This window comes from Gallionella capsiferriformans ES-2 (genome assembly GCF_000145255.1).
GTDB lineage: Bacteria > Pseudomonadota > Gammaproteobacteria > Burkholderiales > Gallionellaceae > Gallionella > Gallionella capsiferriformans.
The window spans coordinates 1,479,568-1,497,825 of record NC_014394.1; the positions used below are offsets into that span (position 1 = coordinate 1,479,568).

Below are 18,258 nucleotides of genomic sequence, written 5' to 3' on the forward strand. Positions count from 1 at the left end.
TCAGTGCCCCTCGTGGGAAACGTCAGCCTTGACGTGCAGACGGGTAATCACCCATTCGTCTGGTTTTCGCTCGACGATCTCGAAGCTAATTGCGCTCCCCTGCTTGATGCCAGATGAAAGGGAGGCATTCGCGAGTGTAAAATCCATCGTCATACCGGGCCAGCCCAACGATTTAATCGCCTCGTGAGTGATGCTCACCGAGCCATCCGGATTGATCGAATTAAAGACACCCACCGCCTGATGACCGACCGTCTTGGCAACAGGTCGTTTAACTGCGGCGGGCGCAACCGGCTTGGCGGTATCCGGTGCTAATACAGGAATGGCGGGTACAGGGATCGCGCGATCCACCCCGCCGAGTCCGCTCAGTGCGGCTTTAAGATTGCTTTCCGCATCGATCAGGAACAGCGCTGAGGTGACGACCTGTTCGCCCTTCGTCAGCCCCGCCCGTATCTCGACATACTCATCGCCGCGCTGGCCGACGGTCACGGTGCGTGGCGCAAACAGCCCTGGGGCGCGTTCAACGATCACGATCGTGCGCTTGCCGCTGTCGATCACGGCTGACACAGGCACGCTCAGCACCTCAGGATGGTGAGCCGCCTGCAAGGTGACGCTGGCATACATCGCGGGCTTGAGTTGCCCTGCCTGATTGTCCAGTTCCACACGCACCTGAACCGTGCGACTCGCGGCATTGAGGATCGGATAGATAAACGCGATTTTTCCCTCGAAAGTTTGATCGGGATATGCCGCGATATGAATCTGTGCCACGCCCCCTACGCTGAGCTGACCGATATCCTGCTCATTAATCTCCGCAATCACCCACACCTTTGATAAATCGGCGATCTGATACAGCGTCTCCCCGGGTAAAAAGCGCATTCCCTGCACGGCTTTTTTCTCCATCACGATGCCACTGGCCGGTGCGTAATAGGTCAATGTACGGCGGGAACTGCCCGATTGATTAAGTTGACTCGCAGCGATATCCCAATTTTTAAGCCGCGCGCTCGCCGCCTCAGCCAGTTGGCGCATCCCGAGCGAGGCCTCGGAACCTGCATTCTTTAACGTCTCCTCACCTTGTCTGGCAATACGGTATTCACGCTGAGCGGATACCAGTTCCGGACTGTACACATCGAATAAAGGCTCGCCGCGCGTCACGCTCTGCCCTATGCTGCTGACGTACAGATGCTCGATCCAGCCTTCAAATTTTGGTGCAATCGCATAGGTGCGACGCTCATCGATTTCAATCCGCCCGCTGGCATGCAGCATTTTATTCACATCGCGCGGTGTGGCCGCTTCGCGCTGGACGCCTAATTTCTGCACCTTTTCGACGCTGATGCTGACCGCATTTTCCTCAGTCACATCGCCTTGATACACTGCTACGTAGTCCATGCCCATGCTGTCTTTTTTAGGCGTGGGGGACGTGTCGGGCAAACCCATCGGATTGCGGTAATACAAAATTTTTCGCGGCTCGCTAGGTTTAGCACCCGCCCCCTGCATCCCGAGTCCTGAATCCTGAGTTCTGGATCTGGCATGGCTACCCAGCCAATATCCGCCTGATGCAACGATACAAACTACTACAGCAAACAGTGTTATTAATTTGATTTTATTCATGATTATTCTCCTGTCAGGCGTTCAATTTCAGCCAGTCTCAGTTGCGCCTCATACTGCGCCTTGATCTGCTGCGAGCGTGCTTTAAGAATGGATCGCTGCGCATCGAGCAAGGTTGCAAAATCAACTTTGCCATTCTCATAGCCGTTCAGCGCCGATTCAAATGACAGCGCCGTCTGCGGCAGCAATTGCGTTGCAATCAGCGTTTCGGTGCGCTGCGCGCTCGTGAGCCCCGACACACTCTGGGCTAAGGCTGACAGGACGCCATTGAGCAGCGCCTCCTGCCGGGCGGTTGCGGCGGCAACACGGGCTTCCGCCTCGCGTTCCTGCGAGCGGCGCGACTCCTGCTGCAATGGGATATTGAATTCAACCATCAGATCCCAGCTTTTGATCGTGTTGCCGCTCTGGGTGGGGGCTATGCCCAGCGTGAATCCAGGATAACGATTTTTATAGCTCAGCTCACGGTTGATTCTTGCCTCATCCATAGCGGATGCTGCAATCTGCAACTGGGGATTGTTGGTGCGCACCAATGCATCCAGCGCCGCTAGCCTTGCCGCATCCGGCAGGGGGCGCAGCGTTTCAGGATCGGCAAGCGGTGCTTCGGATGGCCGCGACAACAGATTGTTCAGTTGGGTATGCGCATGATGTTGTTCGTTCTCCAACGCGATCAGTGTGCTTTGCAAATCGGTTTGTTCCAGTTGTGCGCGTATCACTTCCTGCTGCGTCCCCAGCCCGTTGGCATAACGGGTTTTCGTCAGTTTCTCAAGGCGCTGCGTCAGATCAGCCATCTCACGCGTGAGCCTGATGCTGACGGTCAGGAAGTAATGCATCGCATAGGCCGATTTAATTTTGCTGCTCAAATCCGACCAAAGTGCCGCCGTTTGTCCGCGCGCGCTGCTCTCCTGCGCACGGGCGACATCGCTTTGCAACTCGCGACGGCCATACCAGGGCACGCTTTGCGTGAGTAAATATCGCGTAGCGCCCGTATTGCCCGGCAGCAGGCTGGCCGGTCTGTTGCTGCCCTGATTGGTAAAGTCCATCAGTTCGGTACGCAGCACAGGGTCAGGCAGGCTGCCTGCCGGCTGCACGCGTTGGGAGGCCGCATCCGCGTCAAAACGCATCGCTGCCAGTTCCTGACTGTGTTTCTTCGCATAAGCGAGCAGGCTTGTCACATCATGGCCCAAAGGCTGAGCTGCGGCGGGCAGCAGCCAGCAAGCAAGAAAAATATAAATGATTCGTTTCATGTTGCCAATCCTCGTGTGTAATCAGATAGATAGCTAAATCGCTACCCTGTTTCAGGACGGGATAAATCGATACCGACAGGCGGACTCGTCCTGTATCAGACGAGCGCTAAGGGCGGAGGCAGCAGAGGAAGGCTGGTGATGGAGTTAAACGAGAACAAATAGGGTGTGACTGTCGCAACCGCGGGCAGTGCGTCAGGATGAGAAATCGCTTGTACGGCGAGATAACTGCCGCAGGCCAGATGGCAGACATCACAGGTATCGCACTGCGCAGAGGCAGGCTTCATGTCGTGCCCGTCCATCTCCATCTCCTGACAGGAATCGGACGGCAGTTGCATCATCACGCTGGCGGCCAGCGCACTGCCGCTAAATAGCGGCAACCAGATGGCAAGCAAAACAGCGATCAATTTTCGGGCGCGGTAGGACATGGGCGCAGCTTGGCAAAATTACGCTGCCTTGTCAATTTTAATCAATAAAAAAGCCGCCAGAATGATCTGGCGGCTTTTTTACAAACGATACTGACTAATTACAGACCGCGCACGTTACGCTTGCGTTCGTTTTCAGTCAGGAAGCGTTTGCGAACACGAATCGAAACCGGTGTGATTTCAACCAGTTCATCGTCGTCGATAAACTCAACGGCGGATTCCAGCGTCAAGCGTACAGGCGGTGTCAGACGAACCGCTTCATCGGTACCCGAGGAGCGCACGTTGGTCAATTGTTTACCCTTGATCGGATTGACGATCAGATCGTTATCGCGACTGTGAATACCGATGATCATGCCTTCATACAGCTTGTCGCCTGGCACCACGATCATGCGACCGCGATCTTCCAGCTTCCACAAGGCGTATGCAACTGCATCGCCTTGTTCGGATGAAATCAGCACGCCGTTACGACGACCCGGCATATCGGCTTTAACCGGTGCGTAATCATCAAACACGTGTGCCATGATACCGGTGCCGCGTGTCAGCGTCATAAATTCAGACTGGAAGCCGATCAGGCCGCGCGCAGGCACACGGTATTCCAGACGTACACGGCCGTGACCATCCGGTTGCATATCTTGCAGATCGCCACGACGACGTCCCAATTCTTCCATGACAGCGCCTTGGTTTGCGTCTTCGACGTCCACGGTCAGCATTTCGAACGGTTCGCATTTTTCGCCGTTGATTTCACGGTACACGACACGCGGCTTACCCACGCCCATCTCGAAACCTTCACGGCGCATGTTTTCCAGCAAAATCGTCAAATGCAATTCGCCGCGACCTGACAACAGAAACACGTCGGTGTTATCGGTCTCTTCGACGCGCAACGCTACGTTGACCAGCAATTCCTTGTTCAGGCGATCGCGAATTTGACGGCTGGTGATCAGCTTGCCTTCCTGTCCGCACAGTGGCGAAGTATTCACCATCAGGTTCATGCTCAGGGTAGGTTCGTCAATCTTAGGCAGTGGCAGCGCTTCAGGTTTGCTCATGTCCGCGATGGTTACGCCGATACCGATCTCGTCGATACCGTTAATCAGCACGATGTCGCCGGCCATGGCTTCTTCGAGCAGCACGCGCTCGATTCCACGGAAACCCAGTACTTGATTCACACGGGCACGCTTGGATGACTTATCGCCATTCATGACCATGACTTCCTGGCCAGGACGGATCTTGCCGCGGGTCACACGACCTACGCCGATACGACCGACGAAGCTCGAATAATCAAGGGCAGAAATTTGCAATTGCAACGGCTCTTCAGTCGCAGCAACAGTCGGTGCATGAACGTGGCTCAATACCACGTCCAGCAGGGCAAACATATTGTCGGTAACCGCTTCCAGTTCCGTCTTCGCGTAGCCGTTCAGTGCAGAGGCGTAAACAACCGGGAAATCCAACTGTTCGTCGGTTGCACCCAGCTTATCGAACAGATCGAAAGTTTGATCCACAACCCAGTCAGGACGCGCGCCCGGACGGTCCACCTTGTTGATCACAACGATAGGACGCAGGCCTAATGCCAGCGCCTTTTTAGTCACGAAACGCGTTTGCGGCATCGGGCCGTCAACTGCATCAACCAGCAGCAACACGCCGTCGACCATGCCCAGCACGCGTTCAACTTCGCCGCCGAAGTCGGCGTGACCCGGTGTGTCGACGATATTGATGTGCACGCCTTTGAATTCAACCGCGCAATTCTTCGCCAGAATCGTGATCCCGCGTTCCTTTTCCAGATCGTTGTTGTCCATAACACGTTCGGCAACGTGTTGGTGAGCTGAGAAAGAACCTGCCTGTGACAGCAGCTTATCAACCAGAGTAGTTTTACCGTGATCGACGTGGGCGATAATGGCGATATTGCGAAGTTGGCGTGACATGGATACAGCCTTGCTAAATGTAGGGGGGCGCATTCTAACACAATCAGCGGCACAAATTTTAACTAACGAAAAAAGCCCCCGCTCCCGCACTCTGTTTATGCAAACTGCCGCTCAGCGACGAATCAGGTAGCGGATATTGGGTCCATCCTGCTGCACTTCCAGCACCTGAAAGCCGTGATTCACCGCATCCGGCGGGACGTTGTTGATCGATTGCGAACAACGGGTCACGATCTCCAGAATCTCACCGGGTTGAAGTTGCGCCATCGCCTCCAGCGTTGCGATTGCAACATAAGGACAGGTCTCGCCCATCAGATCCAGATGATAGTCAGGGATATCGTTCTGTTCGCTCATACAACCTCCTGCGCGACGGTTTTAGCGGCGAAAAAGCGTTTTTCCCACCACAATACGGCAAGCAGAGCCAGCGCGAGCATGGCATAGGTGACCATCAGCCCGCCGGTCTTGCCGAACACCACCAGAAGATCGACTTTATCGTAACGAGTCGCCAGCACAGGCGCGATGTCATCCCAGCACAGTGCGAGCAAGGTCGCACCGATAATATTGCCCAGTCCCACCCACCAGTAATGCACCTGACCTTCGACCGCGCGATACATCCAGCCCGTCTCGCAACTGCCGGCCAGCACGATACCGAAGCCGAACAGCAGCCCGCCAATTACAGCATTGGGGCCGGCCCACATGATTTTCGCCGGTACGCCGAGCTGAATATAACTGTAAACACCAATCGTGCTAACCGCCATGCCGAGGATGATCGCCTTGGCCATCTGGGTGCGACCGGTGAGCCACAGATCACGGAATGCTGAGGTAAAGCACACCTGTCCGCGTTCAATGAGGATACCGAAAGCCAGCCCGAACAGCGCAGCTAACCCTAGTTTTGGCGCATCGAATGTTTTGGCAATCGCCCACAGCACACATCCTGCAAATATGAGCATACCCAGACGAAAACGGCGCGCTGCGCGTTCTGGCGTTTGAACCAGCGATTGAGCAGCTGAGACTTTTTGCATTTTCACAGCAACCCGGAACATCGGTAACATGACAAACCGCGCGCCAAACCAGGTCCCTGCAACCGTCGACAAGGCAAAAAACCAGGCGTGCAGAGAAAATTGCGGGATGCCGGTAAAAAATGCCGCCAAATTACACCCCATTGCCAGACGAGCGCCGAAGCCTGCGATAATTCCCCCGGCCAGCGCCTGGAAAATACGGATACGGTGTTGCGGCTGGCGCAGCCTGACGTTGTTGGACCACAGTGCGGCAGACAGGCAACCTGCAAACATCCCGATAATCATCACGCCATCCACCCGGCTCAAGGGCGATCCTTCCAGATGAATCACTTTAAAATAGCCCCATGTTTCCGGATGAAAACCGAACCATTGCAGGAGATGTCCTCCCCAGCGGGTGAATTCACCGGTGACAGCCCAAAAAGTGCCGGTAATGCCAAAATAATAGGCGGCGAGTACACCCGCTGCAATGACAGAGGGGATGGGCGACCAGAATTGCACCAGATAGTCACGTTTAAAATCGAGCCACTTCATTTGGGATCCTTGTTTAATATTTGCAGTCAGTACGCAAAAACGGCAGGATGATACGGGGAGCTGACCCCAGCGGGTTGATATTTTAATCTGGCATCATAAATGAGACCTTGCGGCAATGTGTGCGACACACAGCCGGCAGCCATACTGTTCGGGGTGAAAATGAGCCAGTCGATCTGCTTGGTCAGCACCTGCAGCACTTTAGCGTTGGAAGGCATTTTTAATGATTAAGCCATCATTAAAAAACGGGCGAAATTTGCATCGAAATGCCACTGCCACTCAGTAAAAAATGTCTCTGCTCGTCAAAAAATGACTGCAGAGCGATAAAAAAACAATTTATTTTAAGAAAATTTGAACAGAATCACGCCAAGATGTTCAGTTTGTCTCGGGAGAGTGTTAGACTTTGTCCGCAGCAATGCGCAGCCCTTAACATTCACGACGCTACTCACGGAGAGATACACATGAACAGAAAAGAACTTATCGATGCTTTGGCCACTAAAACCGGAAGCACCAAAATTGTTGCGGAACAAAACATCGCTGCCTTGATTGAAGTGATTGGTGAAACACTGGCTAAGGGCGACAGCATTTCTCTGGTCGGTTTCGGTACTTTTGAAGTGCGCGAGCGCGCTGCACGCACCGGTCGTAATCCAAAGACTGGCGCTGAATTGAAAATCGCTGCGTCCAAAGTGCCTGCTTTCAAGCCAGGTGCAACACTGAAGTCAGCCGTAAACAAATAAGCATTCGTTTTATACGCCAGTTCTCGCAGAGAACTGGCGTATGTTTTAACCTAACGTCTCAAGACACTCGCAACCTGCATCAATACACGGTGGATTCCGCTTGTTGCAAGCCGTTATATTTGCAAATCTGATCGTCTGCCATGGCTGTACCTGCTCCCAGGTAAAACGCCACTCCCAATTTCCCTCAGCACGTCCCGGATAGTTCATGCGATGTTCGCCTGACAGGCAAAGTACATCCTGCATTGGAAAAATAACCGTATTGGCGACCGATGCCGACAGAGCACTCATCATGTCCCACGGCACATCAATCGACGCTTTGTCAAAATAGGCATGGGCGAATTGGCGCTCGTGCGCCGAGGCGGTATTCCACCACCCAAGGGTCGTGTCATTGTCATGCGTGCCGGTATAGGCAATCGTGTTGGCGATATAGTTATGCGGCAAAAACGCATTACGGCTGTCATCACCAAAAGCGAATTGCAAAATGCGCATGCCGGGCAGATTAAACTGGTCGCGCAATTGGGCGACATCCGGTGTAATTACCCCCAGATCTTCAGCAATAATCGGCAATTCCGTAAAGGCTTTGGCAAAGGCATCGAACAGTTTAGCGCCCGGACCTTGCACCCACCGGCCATTAATTGCGGTGGATTCACTCGCTGGCACTTCCCAGTAGGCCGCAAAGCCCCTGAAGTGATCGATACGCACCTGATCAAAACTGGACAACGCAGATGCTAGGCGCTTGATCCACCAGGCATAACCGGTACGTTCATGCACGTCCCATCGATAGAGCGGATTTCCCCACAGTTGCCCGGTCTCGCTAAAATAATCCGGTGGTACACCCGCGACAACCGAGGGGCAGCCTGATTCATCGAGCTCGAATAACTCAGGATGCGCCCATACGTCCGCACTTTGAAACGCCACAAAAATGGGCACATCACCAACCAGCTTAATGCCGCGTCCGTTCGCGTAGCTTTTCAATTGAGCCCACTGACGCGAAAAACACCACTGACAGAATTTCCAGAAACTGATCTTGACCTGAGAAACTTCGTCCAGCACCGCCAGGGCATGCGGTGAGCGACGCGCATAGACTTCCGGCCATTCATTCCACCCGCGACCTTCTTGTTGTTCCAGTATCGTCATGAAACGGGCATAGTCTTCCAGCCATTCGCACTCCGCCAGACAAAAGTCGGCATAGGCTTCGTGCATGCTGCTCTGACTGCTTGCAAAAAATTGTCGGGCGGCACGACGCAAGCGCTCGAGCCTGAAAGGGGCTTGCAAGGAGAAATCGACCCGATCTGCACAAAATCCCGGATCGGGAATCAAGTCTTCTGCTGTCAGCCATCCTTGCGTTGCCAGATCCTGCAGGTCGATCAGCAGCACGTTGCCCGCAAAAGCGGAACTGCTCATGTAAGGTGAATTGCCCGGCCCGATTTCTCCCAGCGGCAAGACCTGCCAATACGTCTGCCCTGCCCCTTTTAGCCAGTCAACAAAAAGGTAGGCATTCGCGCCCAGATCTCCGGCGCCAAATGGCCCCGGTAAAGAGGTTGGGTGCAACAGAATACCGCTGGCTCGATCTTTTATCATAAGCGATTCATTCTCTAAAAACAGTCTAAAGGCTGATTTTCATCTACTCAGTTGCGCGGCGCATCGCTCCGTCAACTTCTGTTTCCCCAAGGCAGCCTCGGCTGACGGGATCTGCCAGTGACAGCGGTGCCGGTAATTTGAGCAGCCGATACAATTCAGTCAAATTGTGACGGTACAGACGGTCGAAACTGGCAACCGAGTTGGCCGGATTGTAGTCGCCGAACCACCAGAACCAGTCCGAGCTCTCGCAAGAACATAATTGCTTATCTGCGGCCGCCTGCTCTGCTTTACTCAGTCGTCCGCTGGACATGACCATGTCATAACTTTGTTTAGCAGCACACAGCAAATCCCAAGCACGGTTTTTGTCTTCACAGCCTATCCATGTTGAGAAATTTCCGTACACCCAGCTGCCTGCCGATATCGTCGGCAAACTGACTGCGCGTGCACTATCGGTGCGTATCGTACTGAGCTTAATGAAGTTTTCGTAGGTCGTCGTACGAATTCTGGCATGATTTTCCAGTAGCCCATATAGCTCGTCAAGGAAGTAAAAGCCGTTGTACGGGTAGTATTCCCATGCATTTTCGCCATCGAGGATCACGCTGACGACCGGTGTCTCGCCTTCAGGTGCGTGGCGCGAGATGTTGTCCAGCTGGTCGATAAAATGTGTCGCCGCATCTTTGCCGTGCCAGCGGGAGTATTCGAAACCGATCAGATCCGATAGATGATCGTCGCGGAAGAAACACTGTACGCCTTCGGCACCTTTTTCCAGCGTATAGGGACGATATAGATACTGGTTACGTTCAGGCACGGACTGATTCGAGCGGCGTATGCTGTTAACCAGTACGCCTTCACCGCTGGCAGCCCAGCCGCAGCCTTCTTCGGCAAACACTTCCAGCGTTTCTACAGAAATTGAGCCTTCCGCAGGCCACATACCGGCAGGCTCAGAACCAAAACGTGCCTTGTGGCTCGCTTTAGCCAGCTGAATATGCTTGGATACGCGCAAACGCCCCTTAGGATAATGCGGCGCTTTGGGCATCGGTGCATCAGGCATCGCTTCCTTGGCACTGGCAAAATCGATCAGCAGGGGCGCTAACGGATGATAATGCGGTGTGGCCGAAATCTCGATCTGACCGGATTCGGCAAGCTTGCGGTAGCGAGGAATAATGTCGCTGGTTAGTTCGCCAATCAGATCGAATAATTGTTTTCGTTCATTGAGCGTAAAGCCCTCTGCTTTCGTCATCAGTTGCGCAACCAGCTCGTTCTCGCGACGCACGCTTTCACCGCACCAGGCTAAGTGATACCAGACCAGCAGATCGTCCATATACTGACCGGACAGATAAGATAACGCGTTTTCACCCTCGGTTTGCAACATCTGGAATAAATCCCACAGACGCTTATAAACCGGGTACGGTGTAATCATCTTGGTGTGGCTGCTGCGGAAGCACGAGTCGAGCACTAATTGACGTTCCGCAATGGATAACGTGTCTTTGTGTACCAGAAGGCGCAGCAGTGGATCGCGAATTTTTCCAGTAGCAAACTGATCGGTGTAGTCCTCCAGTTGATCGAGTAAGATCGGCACAAAATTGAGTACCACGTGCATCCCGGGATGGCGCTCCAGATGATAGGCCATATCGGTGTAATCTTTGATGGCGTGCAAATAGACCCACGGCAATACGAAATCGCCGCTTGCATAATCACGGTAGTCCGGCTGATGCATGTGCCAGAGAAATACTAAGTCTAGGGATTTTTTCATAGCTAAAAGCCCCGCTGTTTAGCAGCGGGGTGATTGAGTTTAATCTTAACGGATACTGTGAACGATCTGCCCCAGCATTTCGGGGGTGATCAGGGTGATACCATTCTCGCTGACATGGAAACGCTTGCGATCTTCCTCGATATTGACACCCACTTCCATTCCATCTGGAATCTTGCAGTTTTTATCGACGATGACTCGCTTCAATACCACATGACGTCCGACATCGACATTCGGCAGCAATACGGAATCTTCGATCGAAGAATAGCTGTTTACGCGCACATCAGAAAACAACAGCGAGCGCTTAACCGTCGAACCGCTGACAATACAACCGCCTGATACCAGCGAATCAACCGCGTAACCGCGACGCTCTTCTTCATCGAAAACAAATTTGGCAGGCGGTAATTGCTCCTGATAGGTCCAGATTGGCCATTCCTGATCGTACATATTCAGATCGGGGATCACCTTGGTCATCTCCATGCTGGCTTCCCAGTAGGAATCGATGGTTCCTACATCGCGCCAGTAGGGCGTATTGTCATCGCCCATCCCGACACAGCTTTGCTCAAAACTCTGCGCAAAAACGCGGTATTTCTCAACCATGTGCGGAATCAGATCTTTGCCGAAATCATGTGACGAATTCGGGCTGTCGGCGTCACGGATCAACTGTTCGATCAGAAACTGAGTATTGAATACATAGATACCCATGCTGGCCAGCGATTTTTCCGGATTGTCCGGTATGGAAGGCGGATTTGCCGGCTTTTCGACAAACTCAACCACGCGGGAGTTTTCATCGATGCCCATCACGCCAAACGCAAACGCTTCAGCAATCGGCACTTCCAGACAGGCAACCGTCATATCGGCTTTCTTTTCGACATGGAAGGCCAGTAATTTGCCGTAGTCCATCTTGTAGATATGATCGCCTGCCAGAATCACGATAAATTCGCATTTTGAGGCGCGGATGATATCCAGATTCTGGAACACGGCATCGGCGGTCCCTTGATACCACTGATCTTCACTAATGCGCTGTTGTGCGGGCAGCAAATCGAGATATTCGCCGAACTGACCGTTCAAGAATGACCATCCGCGCTGAATATGCTGAATCAGGCTGTGAGATTTGTATTGTGTGGCGACGCCGATACGGCGTATTCCAGAGTTAACACAGTTGGAGAGGACAAAATCGATGATGCGGAATTTTCCGCCAAAAGGGACGGCGGGCTTCGCTCGCCAGTTGGTCAGTTCATGCAGGCGACTGCCCCGGCCACCTGCCAGAACCATCGCATAAGTGTTTTTAGTTAGACGACTAACAAAACGCGGTTCAGGATCGCCAGAAGCTGCGTGGTAATTTTTTTTCAGATAACCCAACTCGACATTCATCTTTACCCCCTCATGGTCACATTTACCTTAATTGACCAAGGCATTATCGTTTACAATTACCGCACGACACAAGAACTAATGAGGAAATATAGTGAATATGTTAATCGAATCTTTGTTGCAAGCACGCCTCCACGATCCTTTTGCCTTACTTGGTCTGCACCGCGATGGCGCTGAGTGGGTTATTCGCTACTATGAACCTCATGCCACGCAAGTCACCCTGATCTACACTCAGGAAGAATTTACCAAAATCCATTCCGACGGCCTGTTCGAATGGCGCGGCCTATGTGAACCTAAACTCCCCTACCGCTTGAAAGTTAGCGAAGGGCTGACGTCCCGCGATATCTACGATCCTTATCAGTTCCCGTCTGACATCTCTGCACAGGACTTGCATTTATTCGGTGAAGGCAAGCTGCGTCAAGGCTACCGCATGCTGGGCTCGCATCCGGTGCAAATCAGCGGTGTCACAGGCGTGCGTTTCGCCGTCTGGGCCCCTAACGCGGAACGCGTGAGCGTTGTCGGCGAATTTAATAACTGGGATGGCCGCATGTATCCGATGCGCCTGCACGGCTCGTCCGGCGTTTGGGAAATTTTCATCCCGGAAATTAAGCAGCACGCGCTGTATCGCTATGAAATCCGCAATCGTGATACCGGCAATATCCTGACCAAGACCGACCCCTATGCACAAGGCTTCGAATTGCGTCCGGGAACGGCCGCCTTAGCCGCACCTGCGAATTCACATAGCTGGCAAGATGATGCATGGATGGCCAAGCGCGGTCAGTGGGACTGGTTGCACGCTGCGGTGAATATCTATGAAGTGCATCCGGGATCCTGGAAGCGCCATCCGGACGGTCGCTTTTACAGCTATAGCGAGCTGGCTCGCGATCTGGTGCCTTATGTTAAAAACATGGGCTACACGCACATCGAATTCATGCCGGTCACCGAGCATCCGCTCGATGAATCGTGGGGTTATCAGTGCACGGGCTATTTCGCACCGTCGAGCCGCTTCGGTTCTCCTGACGAACTGCGTCAGTTGATCGACGCATGCCATCAGGCTGACATCGGCGTGATCCTCGACTGGGTCCCTGCTCACTTTCCGCAGGACAGCTGGGCGCTGGCGCGTTTTGACGGCACCGCCCTGTTTGAGCACGAAGACCCGCGACTGGGTTTTCATCAGGACTGGGGCACCCATATATTCAATTTCGGCCGTAACGAAGTTAAAACCTTTTTGCTCTCCAGCGCGCACTACTGGTTATCCGAATTCCACTTCGACGGCCTGCGTGTCGATGCGGTCGCATCAATGCTGTACCTTGATTATTCGCGCAAAGCCGGCGAATGGATCCCGAATAAGTACGGTGGCCGCGAAAACCTTGATGCGGTTGAGTTTTTGCGCGAAATGAATATCATGGTCCACGAGGAATTCCCCGGCGCCCTGACCATGGCTGAAGAATCCACCGCATGGCCCGGCGTCTCTCGCCCCGTATATCTGGGCGGCTTAGGCTTCTCGATGAAGTGGAACATGGGCTGGATGAACGACACGCTGGGCTATTTCGAACACGAATCGGTGCATCGCAGATACCACCACAACCAGCTGACCTTCGGCCAGATCTACGCCTACAGCGAAAACTTTATCATGCCTTTCTCGCACGATGAAGTCGTACACGGCAAAGGCTCGTTGCTCTCCAAAATGCCGGGCGATGCGTGGCAGAAATTCGCCAACTTGCGTCTGCTGCTGACTTACCAGATGACCAGCCCCGGTAAAAAACTCAACTTCATGGGCAATGAAATCGCTCAGGGACGCGAATGGCAGTCAAAATGGGAACTCGAATGGTGGCAGCTGGGCGAAGAGTTGCATCGCGGTATGCAGAACCTGACGCACGATTTGAACAAGCTCTACAGTTCACTTCCCGCGCTGCATGAACTGGACTTCGAATCGGCGGGTTTTTCCTGGATAGACTGCAACGATGCCGAAAAATCTGTGCTGTCGTTCCAGCGCAGTGCACGCAATGGTTCCAGCGTCGTCGTTGCGTTGAATCTGACCCCGTTGCCGCGCCAGCACTATCGTATCGGTTTGCCGGCATTGGTAGAGTATCGCGAAGTATTGAACAGCGATTCCGCATATTATGCGGGTAGCAATCTGGGCAATGCCGGCCTGATCACGGCAGAGGCCATTCCCTGGATGGGGCTGCCTTATTCGGCGGAAATCTCCCTGCCACCGTTGGCCGGTGTGATTCTGGTACCCGAGGCATAAGGTGCTTACCTCTCCCCGATACGGGAGGGGGCATCACTTAATATGTCCGTTAGTTGAACTTTGAACAAAGATCATTACCATGTCAAAACTTACCCTCTCCACTGCCTGGCAAGCGCTGAGTGCACATTACGCCGAAATTGAGCCGCTGCACATGCGCGAGCTGTTTGCCGCTGATCCAGCCCGCTTTGACACTTTGTCGCTGAAATTTGGCAGTTTACTGCTGGACTACTCGAAAAACCGCATCACCGAACACACCCGAAAACTGTTGATTGATCTGGCCGTTCACGCCGGCTTACCCGCCAGTATTGAACGCCAGTTTAACGGCGAAAAAATTAACAACACTGAACAGCGCGCTGTATTGCACACCGCACTGCGCAACCGTTCAGATCGTCCGGTGCTGTTCAACGGGGTCGATGTGATGCCTGACGTGCGGCGAGTGCTCTCGCTGATGCGGGTATTTTCCGACCAGGTTCGCAGTGGTGCGCATACCGGTTACACAGGCCGCGCGATCACCGACATCGTCAATATCGGCATCGGCGGCTCGGATTTGGGCCCGCTAATGGTCTGCGAGGCCTTGAAGTGTTACGCAAGTCCTGCGCTGCGCGCGCATTTCGTCTCTAACGTCGATGCCAGCCAACTTACCGAGACGCTCAAAAAACTAGACGCCGAAACCACCCTATTCATTGTCAGTTCAAAAACCTTTACCACTCAAGAGACTCTGACCAACGCCCGTTCTGCGCGCGCATGGCTGGTTGAAAAACTAGGTTCGGAGGATGCCGTTGCCAGCCACTTTGCCGCTGTCTCGACCAATCTTGCGGCGACCGCCTCGTTTGGCATCAATCCGGACAACGTGTTCGAATTCTGGGACTGGGTGGGCGGACGTTACTCACTATGGTCGGCGATCGGTTTGCCCATCGCACTGTTTATCGGCATGGACAGGTTCGAAGAATTGCTGGCCGGTGCGCACGCGATGGATGAACATTTCCGCAGCGCGCCTTTAGAAGAGAACATGCCGGTATTGATGGGGATGTTAGGTATCTGGTACGGCAACTTTTTTGCGACCAGTTCAAATGCCGTGCTGCCTTACGATCAGTACTTGCATCGCTTTGCCGCCTACTTGCAACAACTGGACATGGAGAGCAACGGCAAGGGCGTAGACCGCGACGGGCAGCCAGTCGATTACGATACCGGCATGGCAGTATGGGGCGAGGCGGGTACCAATGGCCAGCACGCCTTCTACCAGCTGATCCATCAGGGAACACGCATGATCCCGGCAGACTTTCTAGCGCCCGTACACAGCCAGAATCCATTAGGTGAGCATCACGCGATCTTGCTGGCTAATTGCTTTGCGCAAACCGAAGCGCTGATGATAGGCAAAACGTCAGACGAGGCGCGCACCGAACTGGTCGCGCAGGGACTGTCGGGTGCTGAACTTGAAGCGTTACTGCCGCACAAGGTTTTTTCCGGCAACAAACCGACCAATACCCTGCTGTTTGATCGCCTTGATCCGCACACGCTGGGAATGTTGATTGCACTCTATGAGCAAAAGGTCTTTGTGCAGGGCATTGTGTGGAATATCAACTCATTCGATCAGTGGGGTGTGGAACTGGGCAAACAACTAGCCAGTAAAATTCTGCCTGAATTGCAAGATGGCAAAATCGGCACGCAACACGATGATTCTACGCGCCACCTGATTGAATACTATCGTAAAAACAGGTAGATAGGTAATGATTGATAATTGATAATTGATAACGATCAATTATCAATTGTTCTTACAAAAAATCTTCCGCATAGGGGGGAGCCGGATAGTGGAATGCGACCGGGCCGTCAGGCTTCGCATGGATGAACTGATAAACAATCGGATCATTTGACGCCAGCATATCTGCCGCCTCCCCTTCTGCTACCACCACGCCATCGTGAATAAAGTACACGTAGTCGGCAATTTTCAGGGATTCTGACATATCGTAGGTGACCACCACCGAGGTGATCCCCAGCGCATCGTTGAGTTTACGGATCAAATTGGCGATGGTGCTGAGGGAGATCGGATCGAGGCCGGCAAAAGGTTCATCGTAAATAATCAGCGTAGGATCGAGTGCAATCGCCCGCGCGAGCGCCACACGCCGCTCCATGCCACCGGAAAGATCCTTGGGCATCAGACCATGCGCATTACGCAATCCGACCGCCTGTAACTTCATCAGTACCAGATCGTGGATCATTTCCTCCGACAGGTCGGTATGCTCGCGCATCGGAAATGCCAGATTGTCATATACCGTCAAGTCACTGAACAGGCCGCTGACCTGAAACATCATGCCCATCTCGCGGCGTACCGCATACAGGTCGGTATTATCCAGTTCGTGGATGATCTGCCCCTGAAATTTAACACTGCCACTGTCGGGTTTGAGTTGCCCGCCGAAATGATGCAGCAGCGTGCTCTTGCCGCAACCGCTTACGCCTAAGATAGCCACCACTTTACCGCGATGAATATTAAGATTGATCCCTCTTAGCACCTTGTTGTTGCCATAAGCGAAATGCAGATTGCTGACTTCGACCAGATTTTCCGATATTTGCTTCAATCTCTACCCTTCATTAAACACGTCCGGCGCAACAGGCCAAACTTGTCTCAAGGGTACTACAAGCGGCCGTGATTTGGCTAGCGGTTGTTCGCGACGGTATGCGCCGCGGCCTCGCGCTGCAGCAAAAACTGTATCAGCGATCTGAGCTTCGCGGGTTTGACCGGTTTGAGTAAAACCTGCGTATCTTCATCCTGCTCGAGGCTATCGGTGCTAATCCGGATGTACGGCGTCGATTTCCCCTGATAACGCCGTACAGTTTGAATGACAGTGAGCCCGCCGCCCTTGCCTTCGCTCTGATCGTCGCTGATCACCAAATCCCAGCGCGAACCGGCCATTAAATGGCGCTGCACCGCTTTCATCGAGGATGCAGCGGTCACCTCCCCCCCCCAGGATTTAAGCATCATCTCGGTACTCGCCAGCAGTTGCGCATCGTGATCGACAATCAAAAGTCGCTTGCCATTCAGATGACCCGGTGCAGGCTCTGCAGCCTGTTCAGGACGATGGGCGCGTTCCAACAAGATGCTAAAATTCGCCCCCCGATTGCGAACCGAACGCAACGTCAAGGGGTGTTCCAGTAAATCAGCCAACCGTTTAACAATCGCCAATCCCAGCCCCATTCCTTGCTTGTTTACTTGAGTATTCTGATTTAACTGTATGAACTCACGAAATATTTTTGACTGGAATGCTTTGTCGATACCGATGCCGTTATCCCTTATTTCGAGCAAAATCTGCCCGCCGCGCAGACGGCAGGCAAGCAGCACCGTGCCATTTTCGGGCGTGTAGCGCAGCGCATTGCTCAGTAGATTCGTGATGATGCGGTCGAGCAGCACAGGATCGCTGTTCACATAGCCTTCGATAGGATGCACTACCAGACGGATGTTCCGGCAGTCCGCCTCCTGTTGAAAACCCGCCGCGATGCGCGTCAACAGTTCCGCTAGATTACAGGGGTGTTTTTGAGCGACGACGACACCGGCATCTAGCCGTGAGATATCCAGCAAGGAATTCACCAGCTGAGTGATGGAATCAATGGAGCGTTCAACTTTACCGACCAGTTGTTGTTGCTCCTGATCCAAAATTTTGCGACGCAGCTCGTCTATATACAGACCGAGTGCATGAATGGGTTGGCGCAGGTCGTGACTTGCTACCGCTAAAAAGCGACTTTTCTCATGATTGGCGCGCTCGGCCTGCGCTTTTTCCTCACGCAGTTCGAGTAGAGCGCCATCGGTTCGACGTCTGACCAGTGCACGTTCTTGTCTTTCTATCATGG

At 53.3% G+C, this 18,258-nt stretch carries 14 protein-coding genes; 3 read left to right on the plus strand and 11 right to left on the minus strand.

The window, feature by feature from the left end; all coding sequences use genetic code 11:
- The 6 genes from GALF_RS06800 to yedE form a co-directional block, all read right to left on the minus strand.
- Positions 1-1,605 carry an efflux RND transporter periplasmic adaptor subunit gene (locus tag GALF_RS06800; protein WP_013293321.1) on the minus strand — a complete coding sequence of 535 codons (1,605 nt, stop codon included), beginning with the start codon at positions 1,603-1,605 and terminating at the stop codon, positions 1-3.
- Positions 1,606-1,607: 2 nt separating this feature from the next.
- Positions 1,608-2,846: a TolC family protein gene (locus GALF_RS06805; protein ID WP_013293322.1), complete on the minus strand. Its 1,239-nt coding sequence runs from the start codon at positions 2,844-2,846 to the stop codon at positions 1,608-1,610.
- Positions 2,847-2,941: 95 nt separating this feature from the next.
- Complete coding sequence (locus GALF_RS06810) at positions 2,942-3,271, minus strand: DUF2946 family protein (protein ID WP_013293323.1); 330 nt, start codon at positions 3,269-3,271, stop codon at positions 2,942-2,944.
- Between the two features lie 98 nt (positions 3,272-3,369).
- Positions 3,370-5,184, minus strand: a complete 1,815-nt coding sequence (gene typA, locus GALF_RS06815; protein WP_013293324.1) for a translational GTPase TypA — start codon at positions 5,182-5,184, stop codon at positions 3,370-3,372.
- Between the two features lie 111 nt (positions 5,185-5,295).
- Positions 5,296-5,535 carry a sulfurtransferase-like selenium metabolism protein YedF gene (gene yedF / locus GALF_RS06820; RefSeq protein WP_013293325.1) on the minus strand — a complete coding sequence of 80 codons (240 nt, stop codon included), beginning with the start codon at positions 5,533-5,535 and terminating at the stop codon, positions 5,296-5,298.
- Complete coding sequence (yedE, locus tag GALF_RS06825; protein WP_013293326.1) at positions 5,532-6,731, minus strand: selenium metabolism membrane protein YedE/FdhT; 1,200 nt, start codon at positions 6,729-6,731, stop codon at positions 5,532-5,534. The genes yedF and yedE overlap by 4 nt, the downstream gene beginning before the upstream one ends.
- Before the next feature lie 458 nt (positions 6,732-7,189).
- Here yedE and GALF_RS06835 point away from each other — a divergent pair, with 458 nt between their 5' ends.
- Positions 7,190-7,465, plus strand: a complete 276-nt coding sequence (locus tag GALF_RS06835; protein WP_013293328.1) for an HU family DNA-binding protein — start codon at positions 7,190-7,192, stop codon at positions 7,463-7,465.
- A 45-nt stretch (positions 7,466-7,510) separates the two neighbouring features.
- On the opposite strand, the gene malQ is transcribed toward GALF_RS06835, so the two are convergent.
- The 3 genes from malQ to glgC are packed head-to-tail and all read right to left on the minus strand — an operon-like array spanning position 7,511 to position 12,170.
- The gene (gene malQ / locus GALF_RS06840) at positions 7,511-9,070 is read right to left on the minus strand and encodes a 4-alpha-glucanotransferase (protein WP_317623718.1); all 1,560 of its coding nucleotides are present in this window, start codon (positions 9,068-9,070) and stop codon (positions 7,511-7,513) included.
- A gap of 19 nt (positions 9,071-9,089) precedes the next feature.
- Positions 9,090-10,799 carry a glycoside hydrolase family 57 protein gene (locus GALF_RS06845; RefSeq protein ID WP_013293330.1) on the minus strand — a complete coding sequence of 570 codons (1,710 nt, stop codon included), beginning with the start codon at positions 10,797-10,799 and terminating at the stop codon, positions 9,090-9,092.
- Between the two features lie 45 nt (positions 10,800-10,844).
- Positions 10,845-12,170 carry a glucose-1-phosphate adenylyltransferase gene (gene glgC / locus GALF_RS06850; RefSeq protein ID WP_013293331.1) on the minus strand — a complete coding sequence of 442 codons (1,326 nt, stop codon included), beginning with the start codon at positions 12,168-12,170 and terminating at the stop codon, positions 10,845-10,847.
- Positions 12,171-12,267: 97 nt separating this feature from the next.
- Here glgC and glgB point away from each other — a divergent pair, with 97 nt between their 5' ends.
- Positions 12,268-14,418 carry a 1,4-alpha-glucan branching protein GlgB gene (glgB, locus tag GALF_RS06855; RefSeq protein ID WP_013293332.1) on the plus strand — a complete coding sequence of 717 codons (2,151 nt, stop codon included), beginning with the start codon at positions 12,268-12,270 and terminating at the stop codon, positions 14,416-14,418.
- Between the two features lie 79 nt (positions 14,419-14,497).
- Positions 14,498-16,138 carry a glucose-6-phosphate isomerase gene (gene pgi, locus GALF_RS06860; protein ID WP_013293333.1) on the plus strand — a complete coding sequence of 547 codons (1,641 nt, stop codon included), beginning with the start codon at positions 14,498-14,500 and terminating at the stop codon, positions 16,136-16,138.
- Positions 16,139-16,190: 52 nt separating this feature from the next.
- Here pgi and GALF_RS06865 read toward each other — a convergent pair whose 3' ends face one another.
- Complete coding sequence (locus GALF_RS06865) at positions 16,191-16,991, minus strand: ABC transporter ATP-binding protein (RefSeq protein WP_013293334.1); 801 nt, start codon at positions 16,989-16,991, stop codon at positions 16,191-16,193.
- Positions 16,992-17,068: 77 nt separating this feature from the next.
- The gene (locus GALF_RS06870) at positions 17,069-18,256 is read right to left on the minus strand and encodes a hybrid sensor histidine kinase/response regulator (protein ID WP_013293335.1); all 1,188 of its coding nucleotides are present in this window, start codon (positions 18,254-18,256) and stop codon (positions 17,069-17,071) included.
- Positions 18,257-18,258: the final 2 nt, after the last annotated feature.

Coding starts and splice junctions, on each gene's coding strand:
- GALF_RS06800 (WP_013293321.1), bottom strand. CDS start 1,605: ATGAATAAAATCAAATTAATAACACTGTTTGCTGTAGTAGTTTGTATC.
- GALF_RS06805 (WP_013293322.1), bottom strand. CDS start 2,846: ATGAAACGAATCATTTATATTTTTCTTGCTTGCTGGCTGCTGCCCGCC.
- GALF_RS06810 (WP_013293323.1), bottom strand. CDS start 3,271: ATGTCCTACCGCGCCCGAAAATTGATCGCTGTTTTGCTTGCCATCTGG.
- typA (WP_013293324.1), bottom strand. CDS start 5,184: ATGTCACGCCAACTTCGCAATATCGCCATTATCGCCCACGTCGATCAC.
- yedF (WP_013293325.1), bottom strand. CDS start 5,535: ATGAGCGAACAGAACGATATCCCTGACTATCATCTGGATCTGATGGGC.
- yedE (WP_013293326.1), bottom strand. CDS start 6,731: ATGAAGTGGCTCGATTTTAAACGTGACTATCTGGTGCAATTCTGGTCG.
- GALF_RS06835 (WP_013293328.1), top strand. CDS start 7,190: ATGAACAGAAAAGAACTTATCGATGCTTTGGCCACTAAAACCGGAAGC.
- GALF_RS06845 (WP_013293330.1), bottom strand. CDS start 10,799: ATGAAAAAATCCCTAGACTTAGTATTTCTCTGGCACATGCATCAGCCG.
- glgC (WP_013293331.1), bottom strand. CDS start 12,170: ATGAATGTCGAGTTGGGTTATCTGAAAAAAAATTACCACGCAGCTTCT.
- glgB (WP_013293332.1), top strand. CDS start 12,268: ATGTTAATCGAATCTTTGTTGCAAGCACGCCTCCACGATCCTTTTGCC.
- pgi (WP_013293333.1), top strand. CDS start 14,498: ATGTCAAAACTTACCCTCTCCACTGCCTGGCAAGCGCTGAGTGCACAT.
- GALF_RS06870 (WP_013293335.1), bottom strand. CDS start 18,256: ATGATAGAAAGACAAGAACGTGCACTGGTCAGACGTCGAACCGATGGC.